Below are 14,189 nucleotides of genomic sequence, written 5' to 3'. Positions count from 1 at the left end.
CTCCTGCTCGTTCTTCGAGCGATGGGGATTATCAGAAGGTGGTCTTGAAGGTCAGGTAAACCGCGCCACGGTCTTCCGTGGTAGCCCCGCCGCCGGAGAAGGAGGAGTACCCCCCCGCGTAGCAGGTGTAGCGCTGAGTGGCGTCCAGTGCGTTGGGTGTCGAGCCGTCGGTGGCGCCGTCCTGGCATTTCTCGGCATCACCGAAGGAATCCACGTACTTCAGGTCGACGAAGTACTGGTTGTAGATGGCCGCGCCGACGCCGACCGAGTAGTTGCCGGTGTCCTCGGCGCCGCCCCCCTGGACCGGGGAAACACCGTCCAGGCCGACGTTGACGGACATCGGGGCGGAAAGGTCGACGCCCGGGAAGACCTGGTACCAGGTGGGGGTGAAGTTCACCGCCAGGCCCCAGTTGTCGCGGGTGGGCTTGTCGATGCCGCGATAGCTGTCCTTGCCCTTGTAGAGCGCCTCGTTGTGGCTATCGAGCTTCAGCAGGTTGCTGTAGTAGAGCTCCCCCAGCAGGGACGCGGCATCGAACAGCGGCGTGTCGCCGATGGCCATCAGGCCATTGATCGTCCAGTGCAGGGTGTCGCCGGTGGCGCTCAGGCTGTCGCCGTCCTGGGGCACGTCGGTGATCACGCCGGTGCCGGGCACCCGCGCCGGCAGCAGGCCGAGGCCGGCGGCCAGGCCACCGGGGCCTGCGTCACTGAGGATGGCCGGGATGCTCGCCAGCGGCATGTTGTGGCGAACGTTCAGGTCGCTGGCCACGCTGACGCCGCCGATGTCCTTGGACAGGCTCAGGCCCAGGATCTTGATGTCGTCGGCGTAGGCGAACTGGTAGCTGGTGGTGCTGATGGAGTTGCGCACGTTGGCGATGGGGCCGCCGGCGCCCGCTGCGGTAAGCCCGGTGCCGTCCAGCACCGCCTGCGGCAGGATCTCCGAGGTCTCGCGGTAGTAGGCGCCGAGGGTGCCGTCCAGCCATTCGGGGGACCACTTGAGCATCAGGCCCCAGTCGCCGCGCTTGTCCGGCTCGTAGTCGTGGCCACGGCGGATGGTGGTGAGGGTGCCGCTGGGACCGGCCAGGCCGGGACCGCCGGTGTGGCCGAGGAGGAAGGACTGGGCACCGAAGCCCACCAGGTCCGAGCTGCCGTAGTAGGTGCCGGCCTCGGGCAGGCGCGCGGCGTCCCACTCCAGGAAGTACTGGGCGGCCACCGTCAGCTCGGGATTGAGGGTGAAGGAGGCGGAGATCTGGTTGCGCGGAACGAACAGCTCCTTGGCCTCGGTGCCGGGGGCGGCGGCCAGCTTGGCCAGGTCCAGGCCGGACTGGCCGTAGCTGATGGCATGAACCGGGTTGAGGAGGGTCTCGCCCCAGTAAACGTTGTGCTGGCCGGCCTTGATGCTGAACAGGGACTCCTCGCCGACTTCGGTGCTGTAGAACACGAAGGCGTCGAGGATCTCGCCGGACGGGCCGCTGTAGTAGCGCTGGGCGTAGTTGGACAGGTGCGGGCTGCCGAACCCGGCGCTGCCGGTTCCCGGCTGGCCGACGATGGCCGAGAAGGCATCGTTGCCGTTGACGAAGGGGTTGGAGTTGGAACCGGTGTTGTCGTAGGCCTTGTCGTACCAGCTGGCGGCGCTGACGCGGAAGCCCTTGTTGCCGCCGTGGATCACGTCCAATTCGGTCAGCAGGTCAACGCGGTTGGTGATGTTGGTGCCGGAGCGACGGAAGTTGTAATCGCCGTCATTGTTGTTCGGCGTCGCCAGCAGGGTCTTGTCGGCGCTTTCGGTCCGCACCCCGTAGTTGTACTTCAGGGTGTTGTCGAAGCGAATGCTCCAGTCCGGATTCCCGGTGTCGACCTCGAAGGCCTGCGCGGCGGGAATACCCAGTCCGGCGGCGATGGCCGAGGCGAGCAGGCACTTGCGCAGGTGGGCCTGCGGGTTGTTGTTCTTCATGCGTTGGCTCCGCTTCTTGTTGTAATGACGCAACCCTGGTCGAGCTCCCTGCCTGGTCCGCGTGCGGCTGGTTGCATCACCGCGCGCCCCTCTCGCCCGGCTCCCGGGCGTGGTTCGTCGTGCCGGATCAGTGATCCAGCACCTGGATCAGTTGCTGTGCCCGGGGCCATTCGCCGTAACCCGAGGCCGGGTTGAGGTGGCCGACGCTGCCCAGCTCCACCAGGGTGGAGCCCCAGTCCATGGCCATGCGGCGCACGGCCCCTGGGCTGGCGAGGTGGTCGTCGTCGCTGGCGGCCAGCAGGCTGGGGAAAGGCAGCGGCTGGCGCGGCAGCGGCGTCCAGCCGTTCTCCCGCAGGGTCGTGGGGCTGGGGTAGTTGTCCGGCCAGGTGGCGTCGAGGTCCGGCGGCGTGGCCAGCAGCGCGCCCTTGATCGGACGTTGGTAACGCGCCGCCCAGTGCACCACCATCAGTACGCCGGCGCTGTGGGCCACCAGGATGACCGGGCCGTCGATCCGCTCCAGCTCGTGCTGGATGGCCTCGACCCGTGCCGGCAGGCTCAGCTTGTCCCGCTCCAGCGGAGGAACGCTGCGTACCTTGGGCAGCTTCGCGGCAAGCAGGGTCTGCCAGTGCTCCGGCACGTGCTCGCGCAGGCCGGGGACGATAAGGATGGTTGTGCGGTCGTCTTTCACGTCATCACCTTGATGCGGTCGCTGGGCTGGCCAGCGCGTCCTCAGGTTCTTGGTGATGCCTACATTAGGGACGCCAGGGGTGGGTCGCTTTTCATAGGGCGTCAGGCACTTCGCATTTCATGACAGCCCGACCGCCCCTTCCCCCGGCCATCCCGAACTGTGGGCCTCGCCGCTCGCGGCCTGGGCCTGTTTCCGTGGATTGGCTTTACTCACTAGGGGTCCGTTCGGGGACATGGCCAGGCGTTGTCATGAAAGACAATTTCACTGACCATCCCCGACGCCTGAATCACTTCGCTTTAGACGACAAGAACGACCGGCAGTGGCCCCGATGGCCCGCTCCGGCACAACAAGAGTGCAGCGATAGACATGACCCCAATGGTTCGCGCCGCGTCCCTGACCAACTACATCGAGGTGGCCCAGCACCTGGGCCTCAACCCCGCGCAACTGCTGCGCCAGGTGGGCCTCAGCCAGGCCCTGATGGAGAATCCCGAACAGCGCCTGCCCACCTCGGCGGCGGTGACCCTGCTGGAGGAGTCGGCCCGCGCCAGCGGCTGCCCCACCTTCGGCCTGCGCATGGCCGAATCCCGCCAACTGTCGGATTTCGGCGCCATCAGCCTGCTGCTGTCCCATCAGCCCACCCTGCGGGACGCCCTGGACACCATCGTGCAATACCGCCACCTGCTCAACGAATCCCTGGCGCTGTTCGTGGATGAGGTGGGCAAGACCGTGGTGCTGCGGGAGGACATCATCACCGACCCGCCCATGTCCGTTCGCCAGGGCATCGAACTGGCCATCGGCGTGCTCTTCCGCATGTGCAGCGCCCTGCTCGGCTCGGGCTGGCGCCCCTTGTCGGTGAACTTCACCCATGACGCGCCGCCGGACCTGCAGCTGCACCGGCGGGTATTCGGCTGCAAGGTGGAGTTCGGCAGCGAGTTCAACGGCATCGTCTGCCAGGCGGCCGACCTGGACAAGGCCAACCCCCTCGCCGACCCGGCCATGGCCCGCCACGCCCGCCGCCTGGTGGAAACCCTGCCCGGCGCAGTCCCGCAATCCACCCTGAACGACGTGCGCAAGGCCATCTACCTGCTGCTGCCCATGGGCCGCGCCACCATCGAGCAGATCGCCCAGTCCCTGGGCATGAACGTGCGCACCCTGCAGCGTCGCCTGGAAGAGAGCGAAGTGACCTTCTCCGACCTGATCAACGACGTGCGCCGCGACCTGGTGCTGCGCTACATGGAGAACCCGCGCTACTCCCTGGCGCGCGTCGCCGACCTGCTCGGCTACTCGGCGCCCAGCTCCTTCACCCGCTGGTTCACCACCCAGTTCGGCATGGCCCCGGCGGCCTGGCGAAGGGAGCACCAGGTCAAACCCGAGGAATGACGCCGTTTCCGGCGAGTCATGCGCAGCGTTACTCCACGCGGGAGTGTTGGTGCGCACGGCGCACCCTAAGAAGCTTCACCGCGTGTTGTGGCCGCCGCTTGCAAAAAAAAACCGCGCCGGGAGCCCGATCCACGAGGCTCCGGTGCGGTGAAGGCCCGCTGTGGCAGGCGTCGATGACCCCCGTTGCCGGGAGCAGGAGTCAGGGTCAGAACCCCCAGTGCAGCATCGCCAGCACCAGGACGGCGAGGAAGGCGGTCTCCCCCACCATCAGCAGGATCGGCTTGATGCCCACCGAGGCCAGTTCCTTGAGTTGGGTTTTCATGCCCAGGGCGCTGATGGCGATCACCAGGCACCAGCGGGACAGCTCGTTGCCCGCCTGCTGCACCAGCTCCGGGATGAAGCCGGTGCTGTTGACGGCGGCCAGGATGAAGAAGCCCACTGCGAACCAGGGCAGCAACGGCGGCCGCTTGCTGCCCGGCTCGGCGCCTCGGGCGCGGGTGATCATGGCGGCGCAGAGGATCACCGGCAGCAGCATGGCCACCCGCATCAGCTTGACCACGGTGGCGCTGTCGCCGGTTTCGTGGCCCATGCTGTAGCCGGCGCCGACCACCTGGGCCACGTCGTGGATGGTGCCGCCGATGAAGAGCCCCGCGTGCAGCGGCGAGAGGCCCAGGGACTGGGCGATCATCGGGTAGAGGATCATCGCCAGGGTGGACAGGGCCGATACGCCGATCACGGTGAACAGCGTGGCGCGCTCCTTCTGCGGATGGGACGGCAGCGCCGCCGCCAGGGCCAGGGCGGCCGAAGCGCCGCAGATGGCGGTGGCGCCACCGGTGAGCAGGCCGAACAGGCTGTTGAACCCCAGCAGGCGCGCCACCGCCACCGACAGGAGGATGGTGATCGCCACCAGCGCCACCACCATGGCCACCGGCTGCCAGCCGAGGGAGGCGATCTGCTCCAGGGTGATGCGCAGGCCCAGCAGCGCCACCCCGACCCGCAGCACCTCGCGGGCGGTGAACTCGATGCCCGGCTTGCAGACGCCGTCGGCGGCGAGGAAATTCACCGACAATCCCAGCAGCAACGCGAAGAGCATCACCGGGGCGCCGTAGTGCTCGGAGAGGAAGGTGGCCGCGGCGGCGACCATGGCGCTGACGATGATGCCGGGCATCAGCACCCGGCTGCGCGACCCCAGCGCGCTGATGGACAGGGCGGTCATGGCAGGCACTCCTCGGCGCGGCGCCGGGACAGATCGATGAACAGGCGGCCCTGGCGCTCCTCCAGGGCGTAGGTGGTGGCGCCGAAACCGGTGACGCCGGGTACGCGGCCACTGGCCAGGTCGAAGCGCAGGCCGTGGGCCGGGCACTGCAGCAGCCGGCCCTGCAGGCGTCCGCAGAACAGCGAGGCGCCGTTGTGCGGGCAGGCATCGTCGAGGGCGTAGAGCGCGCCGTCCTGGTTGAACAGCACCACGCAGCCGCCTTCATGGTGGATCAGGCTGCGGCTCCCGGGCGCCGGGACCTTGTCCGTCGGGACTTCCAGCAGGCGGGTCATGCGCTTCGCGCCTCCGCGCCGCCACGGGCCTCGAGGGCGCGGTGCAACTGGGCCAGCATCAGCCAGGACGGCTGGGCGCCGGCCAGGGAGATGGCGCCGTCGAGGACGAAGGACGGCACCGCGCGGTTGTCGGGGACGGCCACGCGCCCGACATAGGGACGGCCCTCGTCGGACAGCACCGGGGCCAGGACCTCAGGGTCGAAACCGCAACGACGGGCGAGTTTCAGCAGCAGGTCGCGGTCGCCCAGGTCCTCGCCTTGCTGGAAGTAGGCGGCGAACAGCCCCTCCAGCAGAGCGTTCAACTGGGTCTGGCTGCCCCGCTCCGCCGCGCGCTCCAGCAGGCGATGGGCATTGGCGGTGTTGGGCATGCGCCGGATGCGCGCCAGGTCGATGTCCACGTCGGCGTGGTAGGCCGCCTCCTGCACCTGGGCCTGGCGGGCCTTCACCGCCGCCTCGCTGCCCAGGCGGCGCCGGTAGAACTCGGCGAAGGGCACGCCCTCGACGGGCAGGTCCGGCAGCAGTTGCACGCCACGCCACTGCACATGTACCGGCACCTCGGGGCGGCTCGCGGCCAGGGAGGCCAGGGCCTTTTCCAGGTTGCGCTTGCCGATGAGGCACCAGGGGCAGATGAAATCGAAGGACATCTCGATGGACAGGGCTTTCACGACGGGTCTCCTTGGGCCATCAGCGGTGCCAGCCGGGCGATGTCACGGTGGTAGTGACGCTTGGCGTAGAAGAACACCAGGGCGGCGGCGATGCTGATGAGGGGAATGAGCTGGAAGGCGTGGTCCAGGCCGAGGCGGTCGGCCAGCACGCCGGTCAGGTAGGGCCCGGGGGCCAGGCCCAGCAGGTTGTTGGCCAGGGTAAGGGTGGCGAAGGCGGTGCCGTGCACCGAGAAATGGGTGAGGTTGGCCACCATGGCACCGGCGGGGCCGGAGGTGCCGGTGGCCACCAGCATGCCCAGGGCGATGATCACCAGCTGGACCAGGCCCGGCTGCAGCTGGAAGGCCAGGAACAGCAGGACGCAGCTCAGCAGGCAATAGCCGATGGCCAGGGCGATCTTTCGGTCCGGGGCGTTGCGGCACAGGCGGTCGCTGAGGATGCCGCAGAGGATCATCCCGGTGCCGCCGGCCAGCACGATGATGGCCGAGACCACGCCGGCCTGGTCGGTGTCCATGAAGTAGTAGCGGTTCAGGTAGCTGGGGAACCAGACCATCACGGCGGCGCCGACGAACAGCTGCAGGCCGCTGCCGATATAGGCGCAGACCACCGAGCGGCTGGCGAACAGGCTTTTCAGCGGTTGCCTGCAGGCTCCGCCCTCGCCCGCCGTTTTCGGTGTGCAGCCAATGCGCGACGACTTCACCACCAGGGGGTAGACGCTGGCCAGCAGCAGGCCGAACAGGGCCATGCCGGCGAACGCCCAGCGCCAGCCCAGGTGCTCGGCGAGGACGCCGCCCAGGGCCATGCCCAGCACCGAGCCGAACATGCCGCCGGCCATGAAGGCCCCGGTCAGGGTGGCGCGCAGGTGCCGGGGGAAGACCGAGAGCACCACGGCGATGCCGACGCTGCCGTAGGCCGCCTCGCCCACGCCGACGAAGAAGCGCGCGATGAACATGTGCTGGAAGTTGTCCGCCAGGCTGCAGCCGAGGGTGGCCAGGCTCCAGAGGGTGGCCATCAGCACCAGGCTGCGCACCCGGCCCCAACGGTCGGCCAGCAGCGACAGGGGGAAGGTCAGCAACCCCACCATCAGGGCGACGATGCCGCTGAGCAGGCCGAGCTGGGAATCGCTCAGGGCCCATTCGTGCTTGAGCAGGGGAAACACCGCATTGAGCACCTGCCGGGACATGTAGTCGGAGATCAGCAGGCCGAAGGTCAGGGCGAAGACCACCCAGGCGTAGGTGCGGGGGACGTTGACGGTCGAGTCGTCGAACTCGGCCGAGGCGGCAGCGGGATGAAAAGCCATGACGTGGGTACCTGGGGTCTGTGCGTTTCTTGTTCTTGTGTCTTGATCACGCTAGTCGGCCGGGCGGCCGTTCGCCGCCCTGCCCCGGGCCAGCCTTGTGGGCCGGCCCGCGTGCGCACCGGTCAGGCGCGCAGGGGAACCTGCTTCTGGCCCGGCTGGCGGTTCGGCGCCATGCCGTTCATGCGCAGGGTTTCTTCCGCATCCTTGTACTGCACGCCGATCCGGTAGATTTCGCGCGCCTCCTTGCCCGTGGCGATCTCGCGGCCCAGTTCGTGGGCGATGCGCACGGTCTGCTGGATCTGCTGCACGGAGGTGAAGCGCTTGCCGTGCTGGTCGATGATGGTGTCCTCGATGCCGACGCGGGGATGCAGGCCCATGGCCAGGGCCATGGCGTTGAACGGCAGGACGTTCTTCAGCAGGGACTCGGCGGTCAGGGTGCAGCCATCCGGCGCACGGTGGATGAAGTTGAAGAAGTTGAAGGGGTTCGGGCCGTCGAAGCCGCCGCCGATGCCGATCCAGGTCAGGTTCAGCGGGCCCTTGTAGACGCCCTTGCGCACCAGGCGCTCGAGGGTTTCCAGGGCGTGCATGCCGGTGAGCTGGAAGTGCGGCTGGATGCCGTTGGCGGTGAGGCGCTTGAGGTGTTCCTCGACCCAGGCCGGGCCGGCCGGCACGGTCATTTCGCTGTAGGCGGCCTGGTAGGCCGGGTGGGCCAGGGAGGTGCCTTCCAGGTACTCCGGGTAGAGCAGCTCCATGATGTTCATCTGGGTGGTGTTGATGGCGACCGTCACCTGGTCCGGCTTGGGCGTCAGCTCCGCCAGCATGTGGCGGGTGTCGTCGGACAGCCACTTGGCCGCCTCGCCCTCGCCTTCCGGGGCGAAGGAGATGGAGCCGCCCACCTGGATGATCATGTCCGGCACCGCTTCGCGCACGCCGGCGATCAGTTCGTTGAACTTGGACAGGCGCTTGGAGCCGGTGCCGTCCAGTTCACGCACGTGCAGGTGGAGCACGGTGGCCCCCGCTTCGTAGCAGTCCACGGCTTTCTGGATCTGCTCGTCCATGGTCACCGGGATGTCCTCGGGGAAGTCGGCCGGCATCCACTCGGGGCCGTAGGGCGCCACGGTGATGACCACCTTCTGCATGTTTTCCGGGTGCAGGGAGTCGTCGAAGAATTGCATGGAAATGTCCTCGTTATGTTCTTGTTCGGCAGATGTGGCCGGCAGGCGCCGGCCGTTCGGATCGCAGGTCAGTAGGGTTTGTCGCCGATGATCCCCGCGCGCTCCATCTTGCGGACGCAGGGCGGGTAATCCATGACGGCGTAGTGCTGGGTGGAGCGGTTGTCCCAGATGGCCACGCTGTTGGGCTTCCAGCGCCAGCGCACCTGGTACTCGGGGATGTAGGCCTGGCTCACCAGGTAGCGCAGCAGGTCGCTGGCGCCCAGGCTGAAGTCCTGGCCGTACCGCACGCGCTCGGGGGTGTGGTAGTTGGTGAAATGGGTGGTGAAGGCGTTGACGAAGAGGATCTTCTCGCCGGTTTCCGGGTGAATACGCACCACCGGATGCTCGGCATCGGGGAACTGGGCCTTGAGGGCCAGGCGCTTCTCCATGGGCATGGCGGCGCCGAAGCTGGCTTCGATGCTGTGGCGGGCGCGCAGGCCCTCGATACGGACCTTCACCTCGTCCGGCAGCTTCTCGTAGGCCAGGGCCATGTTCGCCCACATGGTGTCACCGCCCACCGGCGGGCATTCCACGCAACGCAGCACGCAGCCCATCGGCGGGACCTCGCGCCAGGTGGCGTCGGTGTGCCAGGCGTTCTCGTAGCGGTCGTTGGGCTGGTCGGGGTTCTTGTAGATGCGCACCAGGCCCGGATGCTCCGGGTCGCTGCCGGCCACGGGGTGGTCCTCCAGTTCGCCGAAACGACGGGCGAAGGCCACGTGGTCGGCCCGGTCGATGTCCTGGTCCCGCAGGAACAGCACCTTGTGCTGCAGCAGCAGCGCCTTGATCTCGGCGAACAGGCCCTCGTCGCGGGCCGCGTCGCCCAGGTTCACGCCGCTGATCTCGGCGCCTATGGCGCAGGTGAGTGGTTCGACACGCATGGCCGGCTCCCTAGATGACGAAGATGGACGAACCGGTGGTCTTGCGGGATTCCAGGTCACGATGGGCCTGGACCGCGTCCGCCAGTGCGTAGTGCTGGTTGATGTCGATGCGAATGCGACCGGCACCCACGTGGTCGAACAGCTCGCCCACCAGATCGGCCTTTTCCGCCGGGTCGGCGATGTAGTCGGCGAGCGCCGGGCGGGTCATGTAGAGCGATCCCTTCATGGCCAGCAGCACCGGGTCGAAGGCCGGGATCGGGCCGGAGGCGGTGCCCACGCAGACCAGCAGTCCACGGCGCTTGAGGGAATCCAGGGAGGCCATGAAGGTGGCCTTGCCGACGCTGTCGAAGACCACGTCCACGCCGCGTCCGCCGGTGAGCTCGCGCACCCGCTTGGCGATGTCTTCCTCGCTGTAGTTGATGACGTGGTCGCAACCGTGGGCGCGGGCGACCTCGGCCTTGGCCTCGGTGGACACGGTGCCGATCACGGTCAGGCCCAGCAGCTTGGCCCACTGGGAGACGATCAGGCCGACGCCACCGGCGGCCGCGTGCAGCAGGATGCTGTCGCCCTCGCGGAAGGCATGGATGCGGCGCATCAGGTAGGCGGAGGTGAGCCCGCGCATGGTCATGGCGGCGGCGGTCTCGAAGGCGATGCTTTCCGGCAGGCGGATCAGCGGCGCGGCGGACACCAGGCGCTCGGTGCTGTAGGCGCCGAGGGTATTGAGGAAGCCGGTGTAGGTCACGCGGTCACCCAGGGCCACGTTGTCCACGCCCTCGCCCAGGGCGGTCACCACGCCCGAGGCTTCCACGCCGATGCCGTTGGGCAGCGGAATGGGGTAGGTGCCGTTGCGGAAATAGGTGTCGGCGTAGTTCAGGCCAACGGCCACGTGGCGGATACGCACTTCGCCCGGGCCCGGGTCGCCCACCTCCACGTCTTCGTAGCGGAGCACTTCCGGCCCCCCGGTCTCATAGAAACGAACGGCTTTGGCCATGCCTGGTCTCCCATCTGGATTCTTGTCTTCGGGAAAGGGTCCCGTGGATTGGACTCTAGGGAAGCGCCCCCCCACAGGCTTCTCATAGGGCGACAGGGGCTTTTCATTTCATGACACGCAGGCGGGCGTCAGTCCCAGGGCACCGGCACCACCCGGGGCTCGGGCTCGAAGCGGATGGGGTGGACGGCGGTGCGCCCGAGGCGGCCCTCCACCTGCCCGGCAAGGTGGAACACACCGGCCATGACGCCGGTGTCGGGGTTGCGCATCAGCTCCAGCCATTCCTCGTCGAAGGCCTCGTTCAGGCTCTTGCGCAGGCGCGCTTCGCGGTCCGGCCGCTCGTTCTCCTGGAGCATCGCGCTGATGCCGGTGAAGCCCAGGGAGAGCACCGAGCCGGCCACCCTGCCCACCAGGCTGGACACCACGCTGGCGGCACCGCTGGCGGTCATTTCCGAGGTGAGCTGCTGGCTGGTCTGGCGGGTGATGGAGGAGAGCCCCGCGTGGGTGGCCCAGGCGCCCGCGCCGCCGGGGGCTTCGCGCAGGCGGGTCATGAGCCCGGCGTAGGCCGGCAGTTTCTCCAGGGGATCGGCGCTCAGCACCTGGTAGAGGGAGGCGCCTTCGGCCGGGGGCACGCTTTCGATGGCGGGAATCTCCATCAGGTGCCGCTCGAACTGGTCCAGGGGCACGCCCAGGCGCTGGGGAATGCCGTCCAGGCGCTGGTCCAGTTGGAGGACATAGAGCCGGGTGGCCTTTTCCATGATGTCGTCGGGGCTCAGCTCGCGGGCCACCGGCTCCAGTACCTGCTCGTCGTATTCCTCCTGCAGGTAGCGGGCCAGGCGCTCCACGGTGTCGTCGTGCTGATCGTCGGCGCTGAGCCGGTACCAGGTGACTTTCATGCCCAGCCACTTGCGGGTCCAGAAGCTGGAGAACCAGGGAATGTAGTGGCTGTCGGTGCGCTGGTAGACCAGGTCCATCCAGCGCTCCATGGCGTCCTGGGCGTAGCCTCGCGCCTGCCCGGTGGCCGCCAGGGAGGCGGCGGCGATATCCCGGTCCACCTGGCGCCAGGTGCTGGCGGAAACCACCACGGGCGGCGGCTCCGGCCGCGACGCGCAGCCCGCCACCGTCAGCAGCGCGGCGACGGTCAGGAGCAGGAACACGCCGTGGCGGACGGCGCGGCTGGTGGTCGTCATGGAGGCACCCCGCAGGCCTTCCGGCCAGGGTGATTTGAGTATAGGAAGCCGCGCCGCCGGCAGCAGTCGCCATTGAGCAGAATCGCCCGGGACGCTGTCAGAGCATGGGCCGGACGGCTACCAAGGTCCTCCGGCCAACTTCAGCCGAATCGGAAATCGAGGTAATGAAATGAAGGCAGGCCCGTTCCTGGGTGTGTTTTTCCTGGTCGCCGCCATCGCCGGCATTCCGCAGGGTGCCCTGGCCGATCACAGATGGGACGACGACGGTGGCCGCGTCGAGCGCTATCGCGACGGTCCATGCCGGGTGAAGGAAATCACCGACCGGGGCTACTACCGCAAGGTGGTGCGCTGCCCCGACGGACGGGGCAAGACCTGGCGCCGGGGCGAATGGCATCGGGACTATCGGGAAGGCCGCTGCCGGGTGCGCATCGACGCCTCCCGGGAGGTCTTCAGCAAGGAGCGTATCTGCCGGGGCCGGGGTGACTACGACCACTGAGGCACCGCCACGATGGGGCCGGCCGGCCCCTTTTCCGGGGCTCAGGCCACGAACAACTCGACGAAGCGGTCCACCGGCATCGCCTCCAGCGCCGCCTGGTCCTGGCAGAGGGCGCTGATCCGCGCGCAACGGTCGGCGCCGAAGCGCGTCGCCAGGCTGGCCCTGAACTTCCGCTCCAGTAGCGGCATGCCCTCGCTGCGCCGCCGGCGATGGCCGATGGGGTACTCCACTTCAACCTTCTCCGTGCAGGCTCCATCCTTGAAGAACACCTGCACGGCGTTGGCGATGGAGCGCTTGCCAGGCTCCAGGTATTCACGGCTGTAACGCGGGTCCTCGACGACCTCCATGCGCTCGCGCAACCGGTCGATCACCGGATGGGCCTGGTGGAAGGCGTCCTCGTAGTGTTCGGCCACCAGGTCGCCGAACAGCAGGGCTACCGCCGTCATGTACTGGATGCAATGGTCGCGGTCGGCGGCATTGGCCAGCGGACCGGTCTTGTCGATGATGCGCATGGCCGATTCCTGGGTGGTGATCTGGATGCGGTCGATCTCGGTCACCCGGTTGCGCACCTGCGGGTGCAACTGCACCGCCGCCTCGCAGGCCGTCTGGCCGTGGAACTCGGCGGGGTAGCTGATCTTGAAGAGGATGTTCTCCATGACCTGGCAGGCGAATCCCTGGGGCAGGCTGAAGCGACGCTGCTCCTTTGGCTTGGTGGCCAGGTCCTTGCTGGTATGGCTGAAGGAGACCTCGTAGAACCCCCACTGCGGCGCACTGAGTACACCAGGCACGCCCATTTCGCCGCGCAGGGCGATATCCGCCAGGCGAACCCCACGACTGGTGGCATCCCCGGCCGCCCAGGACTTGCGCGAACCGGCATTGGGCGCGTGGCGATAGGTGCGCAGGGGCTGGCCATCCACCAGGGCATGGGAAATGGCCGAGAGCAGCTGCTCGCGATCGGCCCCCATCAGCCAGGCACAGACCGCGGTGGAGGCCAGCTTGACCAGAATCACGTGGTCCAGGCCCACGCGGTTGAACGCGTTCTCCAGCGCCAGCACGCCCTGTATCTCGTGGGCCTTGACCATGGCCTCCAGCACCCGGCGCATCGGCAGCGGCGCCTCGCCCCGGGCCAGGCACCGCTGGGACAGGTGATCGGCGACGGCGAGGATGCCGCCCAGGTTGTCGGACGGATGACCCCATTCAGCCGCCAGCCAGGTGTCGTTGAAGTCCAGCCAGCGGATCATGGCCCCCAGGTCCCAGGCCGCCTTGACCGGGTCCATCCGGTAGCTGGTGCCCGGCACTCGTGCGCCCTGGGGCACCTGCGTGCCCTCCACCAGGGGGCCGAGCAGCTTGGTGCACTCGGGGAAACGCAGGGCCAGCAGGGCGCAGCCGAGGCTGTCCAGGAGGCAGTGCCGCGCGGTATCCAGCGCCTCCCGGGATTCCACCCGATAATCCAGCACATAGTCGGCGATGTCCTGGATCACCGCGTCGTAGGGCGGCCGCTGGTTCGGGTCGACCTTGCTGCTCATGGCCGTGTCTCCGTGTCGCCAATGGATTCCAGTCTACGCCCTGTACCCGGAAACAAGGGCGGCGAACCCCGCAGGCGACCAGCGGCCAGCACGGGGCGTCCGGTTGTGCTGCGCTTGGGGAACGGCAGGCAACCGGAGACCGACCATGAGCAGCGACCCCAATGTGCGCACGCCCGCGCCCAGGCCCCAGGGCCCCAGCCAGCCGCCGGAACAGGTGCCGGCGGCGGACGTGAAACGCATCAGCGACAAGGCACCGAGCAAGGACAAGAAGCCGGATGACTGGGAATAGGCGGTGGACTGACTCGCGAATATTCGCCGGCAAGCCGGCTCCTACGGGGAGGGGGTCGGCCCCGGGGCCTTGAACCGGTGG

General features: G+C 68.1%; 14 protein-coding genes. 3 read left to right on the top strand and 11 right to left on the bottom strand.

The features are described from left to right. Window positions 1–31 precede the first annotated feature (31 nt). Complete coding sequence (locus tag KF707C_RS12325; protein WP_003454048.1) at window positions 32–1,948, bottom strand: DUF1302 domain-containing protein; 1,917 nt, start codon at window positions 1,946–1,948, stop codon at window positions 32–34. Between the two features lie 127 nt (window positions 1,949–2,075). Beyond that, window positions 2,076–2,636, bottom strand: coding sequence for an RBBP9/YdeN family alpha/beta hydrolase (locus tag KF707C_RS12320; RefSeq protein ID WP_003454050.1), 561 nt, complete (start codon window positions 2,634–2,636; stop codon window positions 2,076–2,078). A 375-nt stretch (window positions 2,637–3,011) separates the two neighbouring features. Here KF707C_RS12320 and KF707C_RS12315 point away from each other — a divergent pair, with 375 nt between their 5' ends. After that, window positions 3,012–4,016, top strand: coding sequence for an AraC family transcriptional regulator (locus KF707C_RS12315; protein ID WP_003454053.1), 1,005 nt, complete (start codon window positions 3,012–3,014; stop codon window positions 4,014–4,016). Between the two features lie 205 nt (window positions 4,017–4,221). Here the strand turns inward: KF707C_RS12315 and KF707C_RS12310 are convergent, their stop codons facing one another. From KF707C_RS12310 to KF707C_RS12275, 8 genes are all read right to left on the bottom strand, one after another. After that, entirely contained in the window at window positions 4,222–5,232 is a 1,011-nt protein-coding gene (locus tag KF707C_RS12310; RefSeq protein ID WP_003454055.1) for a YeiH family protein, read from the bottom strand. After that, a complete protein-coding gene (locus tag KF707C_RS12305; RefSeq protein WP_003454056.1) occupies window positions 5,229–5,564 on the bottom strand; it encodes a Rieske (2Fe-2S) protein in 336 nt (111 codons plus the stop codon). Before KF707C_RS12305 ends, KF707C_RS12310 begins: the two co-directional genes overlap by 4 nt. Continuing rightward, window positions 5,561–6,229, bottom strand: coding sequence for a DsbA family oxidoreductase (locus KF707C_RS12300; protein ID WP_003454057.1), 669 nt, complete (start codon window positions 6,227–6,229; stop codon window positions 5,561–5,563). The genes KF707C_RS12305 and KF707C_RS12300 overlap by 4 nt, the downstream gene beginning before the upstream one ends. Continuing rightward, window positions 6,226–7,527, bottom strand: coding sequence for an MFS transporter (locus tag KF707C_RS12295; RefSeq protein WP_003454058.1), 1,302 nt, complete (start codon window positions 7,525–7,527; stop codon window positions 6,226–6,228). The genes KF707C_RS12300 and KF707C_RS12295 overlap by 4 nt, the downstream gene beginning before the upstream one ends. Before the next feature lie 122 nt (window positions 7,528–7,649). Continuing rightward, window positions 7,650–8,702: a BKACE family enzyme gene (locus KF707C_RS12290; protein ID WP_003454059.1), complete on the bottom strand. Its 1,053-nt coding sequence runs from the start codon at window positions 8,700–8,702 to the stop codon at window positions 7,650–7,652. A 68-nt stretch (window positions 8,703–8,770) separates the two neighbouring features. Beyond that, window positions 8,771–9,619 carry a TauD/TfdA dioxygenase family protein gene (locus tag KF707C_RS12285; RefSeq protein ID WP_003454060.1) on the bottom strand — a complete coding sequence of 283 codons (849 nt, stop codon included), beginning with the start codon at window positions 9,617–9,619 and terminating at the stop codon, window positions 8,771–8,773. Between the two features lie 10 nt (window positions 9,620–9,629). Continuing rightward, complete coding sequence (locus tag KF707C_RS12280; RefSeq protein ID WP_003454071.1) at window positions 9,630–10,610, bottom strand: quinone oxidoreductase family protein; 981 nt, start codon at window positions 10,608–10,610, stop codon at window positions 9,630–9,632. A gap of 128 nt (window positions 10,611–10,738) precedes the next feature. Further along, window positions 10,739–11,797: a hypothetical protein gene (locus tag KF707C_RS12275; RefSeq protein ID WP_003454074.1), complete on the bottom strand. Its 1,059-nt coding sequence runs from the start codon at window positions 11,795–11,797 to the stop codon at window positions 10,739–10,741. Window positions 11,798–11,966: 169 nt separating this feature from the next. On the opposite strand from KF707C_RS12275, the gene KF707C_RS12270 reads away from it, so the two are divergent. Continuing rightward, window positions 11,967–12,293 carry a hypothetical protein gene (locus KF707C_RS12270; protein ID WP_036993360.1) on the top strand — a complete coding sequence of 109 codons (327 nt, stop codon included), beginning with the start codon at window positions 11,967–11,969 and terminating at the stop codon, window positions 12,291–12,293. A gap of 41 nt (window positions 12,294–12,334) precedes the next feature. On the opposite strand, the gene prpD is transcribed toward KF707C_RS12270, so the two are convergent. Further along, entirely contained in the window at window positions 12,335–13,819 is a 1,485-nt protein-coding gene (gene prpD / locus KF707C_RS12265) for a 2-methylcitrate dehydratase (protein ID WP_003454078.1), read from the bottom strand. 145 nt (window positions 13,820–13,964) lie between these two features. Here prpD and KF707C_RS29465 point away from each other — a divergent pair, with 145 nt between their 5' ends. Beyond that, window positions 13,965–14,108: a hypothetical protein gene (locus KF707C_RS29465; RefSeq protein ID WP_003454081.1), complete on the top strand. Its 144-nt coding sequence runs from the start codon at window positions 13,965–13,967 to the stop codon at window positions 14,106–14,108. Window positions 14,109–14,189: the final 81 nt, after the last annotated feature.

This window comes from Pseudomonas furukawaii, assembly GCF_002355475.1.
Taxonomy (GTDB): Bacteria; Pseudomonadota; Gammaproteobacteria; order Pseudomonadales; family Pseudomonadaceae; genus Metapseudomonas; species Metapseudomonas furukawaii.
This window is presented reverse-complemented; position numbering and strand designations above follow the sequence as displayed.